Here is a 15093-nt window from a genome sequence, read left to right on the forward strand (position 1 = left end):
CGCGCCATGACCTGGATCGAACGTGCCGCCCTATTTTCCCCTCTGGATTATGCTGCCATTGCAATATTGCTGGGTGCGTGGCTGTGGATCGGATGGAAGATCGAACACCCGTCACCACAGAAGCCGTCCGTCGCCCTTGTGATGGATGGCTACCGCCGCGACTGGATGCACGAGATGGTGACGCGTCAGCCACGGATGTTCGATGCACAGGTCGTGGCTGCCATGCGGCAAGGCAGCACCTTTTTCGCCTCGACCACGATGATTGCCATCGGGGGCGGTCTGGCCCTGTTGGGCAATACCGAACGATTGGCCGGGGTGGCGACGGATCTTGCCATCGGCAGCGCACCGGCGATGGTCTGGGAAATCAAGATACTTGTGGTTGTCCTGCTGCTGGCCAATGCTTTTTTGAAATACGTCTGGGCCCATCGCCTTTTTGGGTATTGCGCCGTTTTGATGGCCTCGGTTCCAAACGATCCTGAAGACCCAAACGCCTATCCTCGGGCCGGTCAGGCGGCCGAGATCTGCGTGACCGCCGCCCGAAGCTTCAACCGCGGTCTTCGCGCCACCTATTTCGCCCTTGCTTCGCTGGCGTGGTTTCTTGGACCGATGGCATTGGTGTTGGGCACGATGATCACATTCGGTGTCCTGTATCGCCGCGAGTTTGCATCGCATTCCCGCGCGATCCTCATGGCCCAAACGTCGAACACAGAGACGTGATCCCCAAGCGCGGCATTAAACCCTAGGTTCGAACCATGCGTTATGTGATTCTCAGCGCCCTTCTGGCTGTACCTGCCCTTGCCGACCCGCCGACAATCGAACAGGTCCGCGCCAGTGCCACCGGTGACACATGGCGGTTCGACGTGACGATCCGGCATCCCGATACAGGCTGGGATCATTACGCCGACGGCTGGCGCGTTCTGGACATGGACGGGAATGAACTGGGACTGCGGGTGCTGCACCACCCGCATGAGACAGAACAACCTTTTACCCGCTCGCTTGGCGGCGTGGTGATTCCGGAAAACGTTTCACAGGTGCAGATTCAGGCCCGGTGCAATGTGGATGGCTGGAACGCAGACACGACGTTGGTCGAACTGAACTGACCTTCAGAAAATCCCCATGGCCAGGCCCGCACCCAACGCGGCGCCGATCTCGCGACACCGATCCAGCTGATCTTCCGGAATGGTTTTTCGGGCCAGAATGACCTCGGGCGTTTGCGCGTGCGTGCAGACAATCAGCGGCGACTGGACCTCTTTCAACCGCCATCCAGTGGCGATCCGTGCGATCTGGCGGGCTGCATTCTCTCCGTCCGACCCGGCGCAAATCATCTGCGCATATGGACGACCTTCGATCTGTCCCAGAACTGGGTAATAACAGCGGTCGAAGAATTCCTTCATCAAGCCAGAGATCGCCGCCAGATTCTCTGGCGCGCAGAAGATGTAGCCGTCGGCGGCCAGCACATCCTCCGGCCCCGCCTGATCCGCAGGCACAAGCTCAACCTCGGTTTCAGCCCGCGCCGATTCAGCCGCCGCTTCGGCCATCTGCCGGGCACCACCTGTGCGCGAATGATAAACGATCAGAAGCTGCGCCATGTCAGACCCGGTGATAGGGGCCACCTGACAGAATGGTCGCGGCCCGATACAGTTGCTCGGCCAGCATCACACGGACCAGCATATGAGGCCAGACCATCGACCCGAACGAGATGGAAAAGTCGGCCTCCGCCCGCAAAGCAGGGTCTATTCCGTCCGCTCCGCCGATGATCAGCGCCAGATCCTGCCGCCCCGCATCGCGCCAACTACCCAGTTTCTTGGCAAAATCGGGCGAGGACATCACGCGCCCGCGTTCGTCCAGCGTACAGATCACCGCGCCCTTGGGCAGCGCCTTGCGCAGCAACGCGGCTTCGGCCCCCATGCCTGCGTTTTTCTTGTCCTCGACCTCGATCACCCGCGCGGGACCAAGGCCCGGGCCACGGCCGGTCCGGTCAAAGCGGGTCAGGTAATCATCAAGCAGGGACTTCTCCGGTCCGGAGCGCAATCGCCCGACCGCAACTATGCTGATACGCATATCTCTCTCGCCTCCGGCCCCTCAATACGGGCCGGGATGGCGCCTCAGTTCGCCGAGGCGCTGCCGCCCTGGGGCAGCCACATCTTTTCCAGCTGGTAGAATTCGCGCACTTCGGGGCGGAAGATATGGACGATCACGTCGCCCGTATCGATCAGCACCCAATCGCCGGCATCCTTGCCTTCGACCTTCGAGGTGAAACCGAATTCCTGCTTGATGCGATCCGTCAGCTTTTCCGCCATGGCCGAGACCTGACGGGTCGACCGACCCGAAGCAATGACCATGTGATCCGCGACAGACGACTTGCCTTGCAGGTTGATCTGCACGACGTCTTCGGCCTTGTCATCGGAAAGTGAGGAAAGGATACGCTCAAGCAGCTTGTCGCTGATTGACTGAGAGTGGGCCATTACACGGGACCCGTCTTCGGCAGGCAAACCCGCCTGTGTATGTAGTGACAGGACATAGTCCTCCTTTGCTGCGCGCCGTGAAACCCCGGCGCCGGGGTACTAATAAAGTAACAAGGGGAATGCAACATTTCAATGAAAGCGCGTCCGGCCCCGCGCAGGGTTGATCACTCTTCTGCGATTTGTTGCATGTTTGCGTTTTCCGACAAAAGCCGAACCTCGCGCTGCGGGAAGGGAATCGAGATGCCTTCGTCCTGAAACGCATCCCACAGCGCAAGATAGACATTTCCCCTGATATTGGTCAGCCCTTTGGTCGGATCGCTGATCCAGAACCGCAGAACGTAATCCACGCTGCTGTCGCCAAAACCGGTGATATGGCAAACCGGTTCATGTTTTCCGCCACTCAATACGCGGGTCACTGCCTTTACAGCCCGGATCGCCGTTGCCCGCACTTTGTGGGGGTCATCCTCATAGCTGGTGCCGAAATCCAGATCCAACCGCACGAATTTGTCGGAATGCGACCAGTTCACCACCTGGTTGGTAATCAGGTCCTCGTTCGGGATCAGGTATTCCCGCCCGTCCCGCGTGACAACCGAGACATAGCGTGCGCCCAGCGCATTGATCCAACCGAACGTATCGCCCAGCGAGATCACATCGCCTGGCTTGATCGACCGATCCATCAGGATAATGATCCCCGATATGAGGTTCGACACCACTTTTTGCAGGCCGAACCCGATGCCCACGCCGATCGCGCCCGACAACAGCGCAATGCCGGTCAGATCGAAGCCCAGCGTGCGGATCGCAGCCAGAAAGACCGCGCCATACAGCAGCACCTGAATTCCCTTGGCCAACAACACCTGCATGGACGGGGTGATGTCGTCATTGCTCTGCAATCCACGCTCGGCCGCGCGGGTGCCGATGCGGGCCAGCGTCAACAGGACCCCGATCAGCAGGATGGCCTTGAGAATACCCAGCAAGGAAATATGCAGGTCACCGACGGAAATCGCGACCCCATCGAGGAATTCGGCCACGTCATCCGTCAGATTCAACGCAACAAGCGTTGCATAGACCCACATTGCCCACTTGAATATCCGTCGCAGCGTCCGGTTGCGGACAAGCCTCGCCACCAGTGCAATCGCCAGCCACGCAGTTGCCAGAGTTGCAATGATCCCAATGAGATAACTGCGCGACGGCCAGGTGACATGCTGCATTACCTGGTACAAGAGCCAGGACAGCAGCACGAAATAGACCAGTGTCAGCCGCTGCATCAGCTGTACCATGGTGCGAAGCCGCCATTTCGGCCATCCGGTGCGTGCGCGCGTCCAAGCATCCCATCGCGGCTGTGTCAGAACTTTCAGAAGGAAAGCCAGCGCCCAAAGGAAAAGGATGATGACCAACTGATACTGCCGCCAGCCCGGCGTAACCACCAACTCGACCAGTTCTTGAAGCTCGGAAGAGAACCCCGCGACCATGTTGTTGTAAAGGTCTGTCAGCGAGCTGGGGATCAGGTCTTGGTTCATACGCGCCTCCTGCACGGCAGCTTGGACAGCAATGCTAGGCGATGCAAGTCTGACACCAGTTTTGAACCTTGATTGCAGCAAAGGCGCGGTATATCTGAACCGCATGAGACTCAATGTGGCCCAAGAACAGAATCTGGAAGACCGCGCGCGTCTGCGCGAACGGTTCTTTGGGGCTGCCCGCACGGTCCTGGCGCGCCTACCCGTCGCCTGAGCCAACTCGCCAGCTATTTCTCATTACATACGGGAGAGGACACATGTCCCCCAAAACACTCTATGACAAGATCTGGGATGCCCATGTCGCGCACGAAGCCGATGATGGCACCTGCCTGCTGTATATCGACCGCCATCTGGTCCACGAGGTCACCAGCCCGCAGGCGTTCGAAGGCCTGCGCATGGCAGGCCGCAAAGTGCGCGCCCCAGAAAAAACCATTGCCGTGCCGGACCACAACGTTCCGACCACACCGGATCGGGTGAACGGTATTGAAAACCCGGAATCGCGCATTCAGGTCGAAGCGCTGGACAAAAACGCCCGGGATTTCGGCATTCACTACTACCCGGTGAATGACGTCCGTCAGGGCATCGTGCACATCGTCGGCCCCGAACAAGGCTGGACCCTGCCGGGCATGACCGTCGTCTGCGGCGACAGCCATACCGCCACGCATGGCGCATTCGGCGCATTGGCCCACGGCATCGGCACGTCCGAGGTCGAACACGTTCTGGCCACGCAGACCCTGATCCAGAAGAAATCCAAGAACATGAAGGTGGAAATCACCGGTAAATTGCAGCCGGGCGTGACCGCCAAGGATATCACCCTGGCCGTGATCGGCGAAACCGGCACCGCCGGCGGCACCGGCTATGTCATCGAGTATTGCGGTGAAGCCATCCGCAACCTGTCGATGGAAGGCCGCATGACCGTCTGCAACATGGCCATCGAAGGCGGCGCACGCGCAGGGCTGATTGCACCGGATGAGACCACGTTCGAATATGTCAAAGGCCGTCCGCATGCGCCGAAAGGTGCGCAGTGGGAAGCCGCGATGAATTGGTGGAAAACACTCTACACCGACGAAGGCGCGCATTTCGACAAGGTTGTCACGATTCGTGGCGAAGACATCGCGCCTGTCGTCACCTGGGGCACTAGCCCCGAGGATGTTCTGCCGATCACTGCAACCGTGCCGCACCCCGAGGATTTCGAAGGCGGCAAGGTCGAGGCGGCCCGCCGGTCAATCGAATACATGGGTCTGAGGGCCGGTCAGAAGCTGAGCGATGTCGAGATTGACACCGTCTTTATCGGGTCCTGCACCAACGGACGCATTGAAGACCTGCGTGCCGCGGCCGAAATCCTGAAAGGCAAGAAGATCAAGGACGGGATGCGCGCCATGGTCGTGCCTGGTTCGGGGCTGGTCCGCGCCCAGGCCGAAGAAGAAGGCCTGGCCGACATCTTCAAAGAGGCCGGGTTCGAATGGCGTCTGGCAGGCTGTTCGATGTGCCTGGCGATGAACCCCGACCAGTTGCAACCGGGCGAACGCTGTGCCGCGACCTCGAACCGCAACTTCGAAGGCCGTCAGGGCCGGGGCGGGCGCACACATCTGCTGAGCCCGGCAATGGCTGCCGCAGCGGCAATCACGGGACGGCTGACAGACGTCCGTGAATTGATGTAAGGTGCCCTCATATCTAGATATTTGAGGGATTGAACAAATGAGTGACTGGGTCAAATGGCTCCTGCTGGGGCTTCTATCAATTGCGTTCGGCGTCTTTGCGCTGGGCAATGCGATTGCGGCTTCGCTTGCCGTAACGGTCGTAACCGGTGCGCTGCTGCTGATTGCAGGCGCGATGCAAGTGGTCGGCGGTTTCACCGTCGAAGGCACAGGCAACAAGATTCTGTCACTTATCATGGGTGCGGTCATGCTGTTCCTGGGCTGGTCCTTTCTGGATCATCCGCTTCAGGGAACACTGACGCTGGCGACCGTGATGCTGATCCTGTTCATGGCAGGTGGCATCGCGCGGGTCATTCTGTCGTTCCAGATGAAAGGAACACAGTTTTTCTGGCCCACGATGATCTCGGGCATCTTGTCTATCATCCTCGCAGGTATCATCTGGTCTTATGCAAGCAGCGAACCCGCAGCTTTGCTGAGCCTTCTGGGTATCCTGCTGGGCATCGAGATGCTGTTCAACGGGTTCGGATTGGTGTTCATGGCGTTCTTCGTCAAGAACGCACCCAAGGACGAAACAACAGAAGCGAAAGAAGCTTAATCGCGGGATACGGGCGCGGCCCTCTCCTGCAGGAGTGCAGACATGGAAAAGTTTGAAAAAGTCCACGGGGTGGCCGCCCCGATGCCACTGATCAATATCGACACCGATATGATCATTCCCAAAGTGCATCTGAAAACCATCAAACGGTCCGGCCTTGGCGTCGTGCTGTTTGATGAAATGCGCTATCATGATGACGGGCAGGAAAACGAAGAGTTCGTCCTGAACAAACCCGCCTATCGCGAGGCCGAAATTCTGGTCGCCGGCGACAATTTCGGCTGCGGCTCGTCGCGCGAACACGCACCCTGGGCGATCAAGGATTTCGGCATCAAAGTCGTGATCTCGACCAGCTTTGCCGACATCTTTTTCAACAACTGCTTCAAGAACGGCGTCCTGCCGATCGTGGTCGAAGAAGAACACCACGCGATCCTGATGGAAGACGCACATAAGGGAGAGAACGCCCGGATGACCGTGCACCTGGAAGATCAGCAGATCACCACTTCGGATGGGGTCGTGATCGAATTCGACATCGATCCGCACCGCAAGCACTGTCTGCTGAACGGTCTGGACGATATCGGCCTGACCATGGAGAAAGATCACCACATCGACAAATTCGAGGATCACGCAAGTCAGGCCCGCCCCTGGGTGTAAGGCCTTAGCCGATTCTTTGGATACTCAACCTAACGGGGTCGCCAAGGCGGCCCCGTTCTCATTCTTGGGGTTGATTTTACCAGAACCACAACATCTTGGTCTCACATTGAGATACACGTCGGATTTGCGTCGAAAATGATGCAATCCCGCACCAGTTGCGCCATCATTTTGCCCGAAATCACGTGTTTTCTGCACCCTGTCTTGAGCGAAATGCCGCTTATCGTCCATGTTGGCGCTAAAGAGGCATCCGTCAAAAACTCGAGACGATGGGCACAAGTTGGAATGTAAGTCGGCGAAGATCGACTTATCCGGTTTGAAAAAGGGTTCGGATAGTGATTGCGCGCACAACAGGGGCGGCGATACGCGGAATACTTGTGGCACTGATGGTGCTGACACCCGCGTTGTACCTGCCTGTATCATCGACGAACGGGACCGAGATTCTGGTCTTCCTCGCGATTCTCGCGTTCATCCTGACATTCGCCGAGTACAATTCTGCCTTTCCCAGCTTTATTGAATTTCGCGATGCGCCGCCGGTGAACCGTCTGCGGTTTGTCGGGCTGATGTCGATGGTCACCTTTCTGACCCTGGTTTGCAAAAACGCCTATGAGCCGACTGAGCTGACCGCGTTTGCCTACACCGCGGGTCTGGCCGTCGCGAATGTCGCGGACTTTCCCTATTCCCCGGTTCGGTTGATCGTGCTGATGCTGCCCTTGGATGCGGGTCAGCCGTTGATCGAATTGGTTCGGATCGCAGCCAGTGTGGCCTATGTGGCCGCCTTGGTCACCGTCGCCAGCTTTGCCTATGCGGTCAAAGTGCGTGGCTGGCCCACGGGTAATGGCGCCTTCAACGTTTGGACCAATCTACCGTTGTTTGATCCCACCAAGGGCGGCGATGTTGTCACCCGCCTGCAACGCGATGGTCGCCTGAATATCTGCATTGGTGTTCTGCTTCCCTTCCTCATTCCGGCCGTCATCAAGCTCATGAGTAGCGTCGTCGCCCCGATCTCGCTGAGCAATCCGCAAACGTTGATCTGGACCATGTGCGCTTGGGCCTTCCTTCCCGCCAGCATGATCATGCGCGGCATGGCGACGCTTCGCATCGCGGGTCTGATCGTAGAAAAGCGCCGCGCCTATTCGACTAGCGAGACAACGCAAGCCGCATGATCCGTGCCCTTGCCCTGCTGCTGCTGCCTTTATCGGTGCAGGCAGAGGTTTATCGCATCTCCACCTACAACACTGAACTCAGCAGAAACGGTCCCGGCCTGCTGCTGCGCGACATCCAGCGGGATGATGCGCAGGTTGAAGCCGTTGTCGAGGTCATTGCCGCTGCGCGACCTGATGTCATTGCCCTGCAAGGCATCGACTGGGATCTGGAAGGCGCGGCCCTGAGCGCCCTGTCCGAGAAACTGCGCGAGGCGGGCCTGGATTTCCCCTATCACTTTTCCGCCCAACCAAATGCTGGGCTGGAAACGCCGCTGGATCTGGACGGTGATGGCAAAACGCAAGGCCCCGGCGACGCGCAGGGCTGGGGGAAGTTCACCGGCCATGGAGGGGTGGCGGTGTTGTCCCGTTTCGAAATCATGACCGATGACGTTCAGGATTACACCGATCTGCGGTGGAAAGATCTGCCTGGGGCTGCTTTGCCACGCAGTGATGGGCTTCCCTTCCCGTCTGAAGCTGCGCACGACATTCAGCGCCTGTCCTCGACCGTGCATTGGGTTCTTCCCATCGAAACCCCGCAGGGGCGATTCAGCCTGATGACCTTTCACGCCGCCCCACCGGTTTTTGACGGACCCGAGGATCGCAACGGTCTGCGCAACGGGGATGAGATTCGCCTGTGGTCGGTTTTGTTGAATGGCGGTCTGGGGCCAGTTCCTCAAGGCCCCTTCGTGATAGCTGCGGACGCCAATCTCGACCCGAGCCGCGGAGAAGGCCACAAACAGGCCATTCGCGCGCTTTTGACCGATCCCAAGGTGCAGGACCCGATGCCAATGGACCCATCGGGGTCATCAGCAACGGTCGAATGGAAAGCCACCGGGGAAATGCGCGTTGACTACGTGTTGCCATCCAGTGATCTGCAAATCGTGGAAACCGGCATTGTCTGGCCCGTGGAAGGTGACACGCTGTACGACAGTGCCCGACGCGCCAGCAGACATCGACTGGTCTGGGTTGACATAATCCTACCCTAGAACCTCGCCCCCGTTCCCGGCTGTTGACGATGAAGCGGCACGTTGGGGCGGAATGGCGGAACGCAAGGCATCCTCCAGGTTCGTTTCAGAAAACGAGGCCAGCAATTCTTTCATATAGCCGCCATCCAATTGATGCGGCACGTGCCAGAGGTACCGCATCTCGATCAAATGAGGGGCCATGCGCCAGAACGGGCGGGCCAATTGCAGCGGCCACCAATTCATGCGTCGCACTGCAACCGGCCGGCCGGTGACTTGCGAAAGCGATTGAGCCATCTGCGTCCCGGTCAAAGTGTACCCTTCAAAGGGAACATCGCCAAAACGGGGAAGGTCTTGCCGCATCTCAGCCAGCGCGACGGCGGCGCGGGCCAGATCAGGCAGAAAGGCCCAAGCGTGCGGCGCGTGCGGATCGCCGGGGTAAACGAACTGACCGCGCGAAAGACGCTTGATCATGACCTGATCGAACCAGTTTCCGGATGCATTGGTGTCGATGAAATCCCCGGCGCGCAAAAGGATGGTGCGCACGGTTGACGCGCGATAGGCCTCTTCCATCTCGATCCGAACCCGGCCCAGAGGGTTGGTGGCCCGATGCGGCGTCCCGCCCGACCATGGACCCGGCGTATTTCCACCAAATACGTAGACATTGCCCGGCACGATCACGGTCGCCCCCGTATCTGAGGCCGCATCTATCACTCGTTTGGTCAGCACCGGCACATCGCGTGCCCAATCGGGATAGGGCGGGTTCCACCCGTTCACGATGACGTCCACGCCGCGCGCAGCCTGTGACAGCGAATCAGACCTGCGGTCAAATTCCGTCACATCCCAGCCCGCGCACCTGAACGCCAGGGCTGCATTGCGCCCAAAACGACCTGTTGCGCCCAGTACCAGTGCAGATTGTGCCATGTTTACCTCCTGACTGAGATCAATCTAGCCATTCACTTCGCGCAAGGAATTGCCGCAATTTGCAGAACGTGTATTCATTTCTGAATGGACAAAGCTCTGACACATGCAGATTGGTCTCTGATCCAATGCTTTCTGGCCGTGGCCGAGACGGGATCGCTGTCCGCCGCCGCACGGCATCTGAATCGCAGCCAACCCACTTTGGGGCGGCAGGTCCAAAACCTCGAGGACGAGCTGGGCGTCTCTCTTTTCGATCGCCACGCGCGTGGTCTGAAACTCAGCGAAGCGGGTTCACAGCTTTTGCCGATGGCCCAGCAGATGCACAGCGCCATGACCGCGTTCAGTCTTGCCGCCGCGGGGCAATCGCAACAGCTTGAAGGTTCGGTGCGTATCACCGCATCGGTCTTTGCCTCGCATCAACTGCTGCCACCGATACTGGCGTCCATCCGCAAGCAGGAACCCACGATTCAGCTTGAACTGGTGGCCACCGACACCACCGAGAATCTGCTCTATCGCGAGGCGGATATCGCCGTGCGTATGTATCGCCCTGCTCAGGTGGATCTCATTTCCCGCTATCTCGGGGATGTGCCGCTGTGTTTTTGTGCCGCCAAGTCCTATCTGGACCGGAAGGGGCGCCCCAAGACGCCGGAAGAACTGTTTACGCATGACCTGGTGGGGTTTGACGCGAACCAGGAAATCATCAGGGCCATGCGTGAAAAGGGATGGCCCGCCAGCCGCGACAGCTTTGCCACCCGCTGTGACCTGCAAAGCGCCTATTGGGAACTGATCCGGGCGGGCTGTGGCATAGGCTTCAGCCAGGTACAGGTTGCCCAAGCTGACCCCGACGTGGAAATCCTGCCGCTGGATGTAGACATCCCGATTCTACCCGTGTGGCTGGCCGCACCTCAGGCCATGCGCCAGACCCCGCGCATCCGCAGAGTCTGGGATTTGTTGGCAGAAGGGCTCAAAGCCGCTCTTTGAGGGTCAAAGCGGACCGGTATAAGTTCCACGCGCGGGATAGTTGTTGCCCAATGTGAATTTCAAACCACCCGCAATATCCGACATGGACGGGCGACCGAAAGGCGTGGTCTGTTGCCATGCATAGTACAGCGTGCGGTCGGGTGCGATGTAGAAGTGCCCCGGCTCTGCGAACAGGTCCGGTTCGGCGCTGCCTTCGCGCTTGGTCGAGATGTTAAGACCCCAATCATCCCGCGCGGCGGACAGGGGAAGGCTGTGACCCACACGCAGGCGCGACGCTCCGGCTTTTTCGGCGGTTTCCGCCGCGCGCTCGGCTGTATCGGTGGTGATCATGATAACCTCGACGCCCAGCGCCGCAAAGTCATCCAGCGCCGCTTCGACCTCGGCCATCTGCCTGATGCAGATCGGGCAATGCAGCCCGCGATATTGAATCACCAGCGTCCCGTTTTCGCCCTTGTCCGCGTCCAGATCGAAGCTGCCATGGGCAACAGTTTCGATTTTCAGCGCAGGAACCAGATTTCCAGGAGTCAGCATGTGTTTTCCTTCTGTTTTGGCAGGTTCGTCTCATTGACCCGATGCAACGCAGACGCTAGGCCCTGTGCAACAAAACGCAAGGAGACCCTTCATGTCCAACCCTTCGCTCCTTATCCTGCCCGGAGACGGAATTGGCCCGGAAGTCATGGCCGAAGTGCGCAGAATCATCGATTGGTTCGGCGCCAATCGCGGTCTTCAATTTGACGTGAGCGAGGATCTGGTCGGCGGTGCCGCCTATGACGCCCACGGCAAGCCTTTGTCCGATGAGACGATGGCCAAGGCGCAAGAGGTCGACGCGGTTCTGCTGGGCGCTGTCGGTGGTCCGAAATACGACGATCTGGATTTCAGCCTCAAGCCCGAGCGCGGCCTGCTGCGCCTGCGCAAGGAAATGGACCTGTATTCGAACCTGCGCCCGGCCCAGTGCTTTGACGCGCTGGCTGACTTCTCGTCGCTGAAGAAAGACATCGTTGCCGGTCTGGATATCATGATCGTGCGCGAACTGACCTCGGGCGTCTACTTCGGTGAACCGCGCGGCATCTTCGAGGAAGGCAATGAACGCGTCGGCATCAACACCCAGCGTTACACCGAATCCGAGATTGAACGCGCCGCACGCTCGGCCTTTGAACTGGCGATGCGCCGGAACAAAAAGCTGTGCTCGATGGAAAAAGCCAACGTGATGGAATCGGGCATCCTGTGGCGCGAAGTGGTCAACCGCGTTTCCGCTGACTACCCCGAAGTTGAGCTGAGCCATATGTACGCCGACAACGGTGCCATGCAGCTGGTGCGCGCGCCGAAACAGTTCGACGTGATCCTGACCGACAACCTGTTCGGTGACATCCTCTCCGACTGCGCCGCGATGCTGACCGGGTCTCTGGGTATGCTGCCGTCGGCGTCGCTGGGCGCTCCGATGGCCAATGGACGCCCCAAGGCGATGTACGAGCCCGTACACGGATCCGCCCCCGATATCGCGGGTCAGGGCAAAGCCAACCCGATCGCCTGTATCCTCAGCTTTGCGATGGCTCTGCGCTACAGCTTTGATCAGGGTGAGGAAGCCGATCGGCTGGAAGCTGCGATCGAGAAAGTTCTGGCCGACGGCGTTCGCACCGGCGACCTGCTTGCGGATGAGGGCGTTCAGCCCGTCTCGACCAGCGAAATGGGCGACGCGATCCTATCTGCATTGGACGCAAGCGTCTGAGTAACGAAAGTAAGAAAAAACAAAAGGCGGTGCACCGGGCACCGCCTTTTTTTTGTTTTGGCGTTTCGAGATTGCTTTAGTTGCCGCCGAAAATGTTCTTCAGCAGATTGTTGATGTCATTGGCAAAACCTCCGCGCTTTCGGCGGGGCTGCGGCTGGGCAACCTGAACCGGTGGTTCCGGCGCCATCATCGGCAAGGGCGTGGGCGTCATGCCCTCGGTCACGCGCAGCATGGTTTCTTTCCAGATCTCGGCCGGCAAGCCACCACCGGTCACGCCGGACAAGGGCGTGTTGTCATCATACCCCATCCAGACCCCGGTCACATAATCCGCCGTGAACCCGATGAACCACGCATCGCGCGCGGCCTGGGTCGTGCCGGTCTTGCCCGCCACCTGCCAGCCGGGCAATTTGGCCCGCCCGCCGGTTCCTTCAGAGACCACGCGCTCCATCATCCAGGTCAGTTGTTTGGCAGCCTTTTCATTGATCACCCTCTCGCCAATACCGGTCGTCGTGACCATGACGGGTGTTTCGTCGCCCAGCAGCTTCAGTTCGGTCAGCCCATAAGGTTCAACCTGTGACCCACCATTCAGGATGCCCGCATAAGCCCCGGTCATCTCGATCAACGTGCTTTCAGATGCACCAAGCGCCAGCGCAGGCCCCTGTGCCAGGTCGCTGGCAATCCCAAAGCCGCTGGCGACCGTCCGAACATTGTCCAGGCCGGAAATCTCGGCCACTTTCACCGCCGGTATGTTCAGCGAGTTTTTCAGCGCATCCGCCAAGGTCACCCGCCCATAATACTTGTTGGTGTAGTTCTTGGGGCACCACTGGCCTGACCCCGGAATATCGACGCAATAGGGTTCATCCATCACCGTATCCAGCGGCGAATATCCAAGTTCCAGCGCGGTGGCATAGACGAATGGCTTGAACGATGATCCCGTCTGTCGCAACGCCTGCGTCGCCCGGTTGAACGCGCCAGACACGCGTGTCTTGCGCCCACCAACCATCGCGCGCACCGCACCGTCGGCCGACATCACCACAATGGCCGCCTGTGCCTTTGATCCTTCGCGCACTTTTTCCTGAAAGATGAATTTCAGCGCCTCTTCCGCTGAGGTCTGAATGCGCTGATCCAAGGTGGTCCGGATCACCACATCTTCGGTCGTGTTGCGGGTAAAGAACTCGGGCCCGCTGGCCATGACCCAATCTGCAAAATACCCCCCGGCCCGCGCAGCCGCCGCCTCGGACAGTTGGGCCGGGCGCGCCCGCGCTTCGCTGGCCTGCGCAGCGGTCAGATAGCCCTGATCCTCCATCAGACCGATTACAAGGCGGGCCCGGTCCTGCGACCGTTGCAGATTGTTCGTCGGCGCATAGCGTGTGGGCGCAACCAACAGCCCGGCCAACATCGCTGCCTCGGCCGGCGAGACTTCGGCGGCGGACTTGCCAAAGTACCGCTGGCTCGCGGCCTCGAACCCGCGCGCGCCTGCACCAAGGAAAGCCCGGTTCAGGTAGATCGTCAAAACCTCATCCTTGGAGTATTTCACCTCCATCGCCATTGCATAAATGGCCTCTTTGGCCTTGCGCCACAGCGATCCCTGACGGCAATCGGCTTCATAGGCGGCCTCTGATTCCCATTCTGTCGGATCATAAGGCACGCCCAGACACAGCAATTTGGCCGTTTGCTGCGTTATGGTTGACCCGCCATGCCCGGACAACGGGCCGCGCCCTTCGCTCAGGTTGATACGCACGGCGCTTGCCACACCGCGCGGGCTGACCCCGAAATGGCGATAGAACCGTTTGTCCTCGGTCGCGATGACGGCGTTTTTCAGATGCGGCGACACCGTATCAGCAGTGATCACCCCGCCAAACTGGTCGCCCCGCCAGGCAAACACTTTGCCGTCGCGGTCCAGCAGCGTGACAGACCCGCGCGCACGGCCGTCCAACAAGGCATCCAAGTCAGGCAACGAGGAATAGACGACACCCACCGCCAAGGCGATCAGGATGGCCACGACCGCTCCGACCCGCCAGGTCAGACCCCAGACCATGCGCCAGACCCAACGGAAGAAACGACGCAAGATGCCGCCGCCTTTGCCCCCCGATCTCTTGCGCGTCTTTTTGCGCGCAGTTTTGCGTGAGGTGGTTTTGCGAGCCGTCGCCTTCTTGCCCGCCGGGCGCTTGGATGCCGACGGTTTACGACCCTTTGACGGGTACCTTTTATCCGCAACCAGTTTCGGCTTGCGTCGCTTGGACTCAGTCATGCTCAAACTCTGCCCGGGTTTTCTTTTGCGCCACCATACCCCGGTGATCTGAGTATGTAGAGGTCCGAATTTCCGAAATTTCCCCTCACAATACTGCCTATTATTTAATCAGCGTGCCTATTTTGTGCAAATAATGTGCAATTTTTCGCCGTTTGGCGATCCTTTGGCCC

At 59.3% G+C, this 15093-nt stretch carries 17 protein-coding genes; 10 read left to right on the forward strand and 7 right to left on the reverse strand.

Annotation, left to right across the window (positions count from 1 at the left end; translation table 11 throughout):
• Positions 1-6 precede the first annotated feature (6 nt).
• Positions 7-717 (forward strand): DUF599 domain-containing protein, encoded by a 711-nt coding sequence (locus GS614_RS18890; RefSeq protein ID WP_152459727.1) that lies wholly within the window; start codon positions 7-9, stop codon positions 715-717.
• A gap of 35 nt (positions 718-752) precedes the next feature.
• Positions 753-1100, forward strand: a complete 348-nt coding sequence (locus GS614_RS18895) for a hypothetical protein (protein ID WP_171331677.1) — start codon at positions 753-755, stop codon at positions 1098-1100.
• A gap of 3 nt (positions 1101-1103) precedes the next feature.
• On the opposite strand, the gene GS614_RS18900 is transcribed toward GS614_RS18895, so the two are convergent.
• The 4 genes from GS614_RS18900 to GS614_RS18915 form a co-directional block, all read right to left on the reverse strand.
• Positions 1104-1589, reverse strand: a complete 486-nt coding sequence (locus GS614_RS18900; protein WP_171120102.1) for a flavodoxin family protein — start codon at positions 1587-1589, stop codon at positions 1104-1106.
• Position 1590: 1 nt separating this feature from the next.
• The gene (gene rlmH / locus GS614_RS18905) at positions 1591-2061 is read right to left on the reverse strand and encodes a 23S rRNA (pseudouridine(1915)-N(3))-methyltransferase RlmH (protein ID WP_171120101.1); all 471 of its coding nucleotides are present in this window, start codon (positions 2059-2061) and stop codon (positions 1591-1593) included.
• A gap of 44 nt (positions 2062-2105) precedes the next feature.
• Positions 2106-2465: a ribosome silencing factor gene (gene rsfS / locus GS614_RS18910; protein WP_058276550.1), complete on the reverse strand. Its 360-nt coding sequence runs from the start codon at positions 2463-2465 to the stop codon at positions 2106-2108.
• Between the two features lie 164 nt (positions 2466-2629).
• Positions 2630-3982: a mechanosensitive ion channel family protein gene (locus GS614_RS18915; protein WP_171727071.1), complete on the reverse strand. Its 1353-nt coding sequence runs from the start codon at positions 3980-3982 to the stop codon at positions 2630-2632.
• Positions 3983-4097: 115 nt separating this feature from the next.
• On the opposite strand from GS614_RS18915, the gene GS614_RS18920 reads away from it, so the two are divergent.
• The 6 genes from GS614_RS18920 (at position 4098) to GS614_RS18950 (ending at position 9068) form a co-directional block, all read left to right on the forward strand.
• On the forward strand, positions 4098-4193 hold the full coding sequence (locus GS614_RS18920; RefSeq protein ID WP_224857982.1) for an isopropylmalate isomerase: 96 nt from the start codon (positions 4098-4100) through the stop codon (positions 4191-4193).
• Between the two features lie 43 nt (positions 4194-4236).
• Complete coding sequence (leuC, locus tag GS614_RS18925; RefSeq protein WP_171727072.1) at positions 4237-5640, forward strand: 3-isopropylmalate dehydratase large subunit; 1404 nt, start codon at positions 4237-4239, stop codon at positions 5638-5640.
• Positions 5641-5677: 37 nt separating this feature from the next.
• Positions 5678-6232 (forward strand): HdeD family acid-resistance protein, encoded by a 555-nt coding sequence (locus GS614_RS18930; protein WP_152459722.1) that lies wholly within the window; start codon positions 5678-5680, stop codon positions 6230-6232.
• A 42-nt stretch (positions 6233-6274) separates the two neighbouring features.
• Positions 6275-6880 (forward strand): 3-isopropylmalate dehydratase small subunit, encoded by a 606-nt coding sequence (gene leuD, locus GS614_RS18935; protein ID WP_171171859.1) that lies wholly within the window; start codon positions 6275-6277, stop codon positions 6878-6880.
• A 332-nt stretch (positions 6881-7212) separates the two neighbouring features.
• The gene (locus GS614_RS18945; protein WP_152459720.1) at positions 7213-8043 is read left to right on the forward strand and encodes a hypothetical protein; all 831 of its coding nucleotides are present in this window, start codon (positions 7213-7215) and stop codon (positions 8041-8043) included.
• Positions 8040-9068, forward strand: a complete 1029-nt coding sequence (locus GS614_RS18950; protein ID WP_171727073.1) for an endonuclease/exonuclease/phosphatase family protein — start codon at positions 8040-8042, stop codon at positions 9066-9068. Before GS614_RS18945 ends, GS614_RS18950 begins: the two co-directional genes overlap by 4 nt.
• On the opposite strand, the gene GS614_RS18955 is transcribed toward GS614_RS18950, so the two are convergent.
• Entirely contained in the window at positions 9060-9968 is a 909-nt protein-coding gene (locus tag GS614_RS18955) for a sugar nucleotide-binding protein (RefSeq protein WP_171171866.1), read from the reverse strand. The genes GS614_RS18950 and GS614_RS18955 overlap by 9 nt on opposite strands.
• A gap of 84 nt (positions 9969-10052) precedes the next feature.
• Between GS614_RS18955 and GS614_RS18960 the strand changes: the two genes are divergently transcribed.
• A complete protein-coding gene (locus tag GS614_RS18960) occupies positions 10053-10946 on the forward strand; it encodes a LysR family transcriptional regulator (protein ID WP_171727074.1) in 894 nt (297 codons plus the stop codon).
• 3 nt (positions 10947-10949) lie between these two features.
• On the opposite strand, the gene GS614_RS18965 is transcribed toward GS614_RS18960, so the two are convergent.
• Positions 10950-11477: a redoxin domain-containing protein gene (locus GS614_RS18965; RefSeq protein WP_171727075.1), complete on the reverse strand. Its 528-nt coding sequence runs from the start codon at positions 11475-11477 to the stop codon at positions 10950-10952.
• 91 nt (positions 11478-11568) lie between these two features.
• On the opposite strand from GS614_RS18965, the gene leuB reads away from it, so the two are divergent.
• Positions 11569-12672 (forward strand): 3-isopropylmalate dehydrogenase, encoded by a 1104-nt coding sequence (gene leuB, locus GS614_RS18970; RefSeq protein WP_171120093.1) that lies wholly within the window; start codon positions 11569-11571, stop codon positions 12670-12672.
• Positions 12673-12748: 76 nt separating this feature from the next.
• On the opposite strand, the gene GS614_RS18975 is transcribed toward leuB, so the two are convergent.
• Entirely contained in the window at positions 12749-14923 is a 2175-nt protein-coding gene (locus GS614_RS18975; RefSeq protein WP_152459714.1) for a transglycosylase domain-containing protein, read from the reverse strand.
• Positions 14924-15093: the final 170 nt, after the last annotated feature.

The organism is Ruegeria sp. HKCCD6604 (genome assembly GCF_013110635.1).
Lineage (GTDB): Bacteria > Pseudomonadota > Alphaproteobacteria > Rhodobacterales > Rhodobacteraceae > Ruegeria.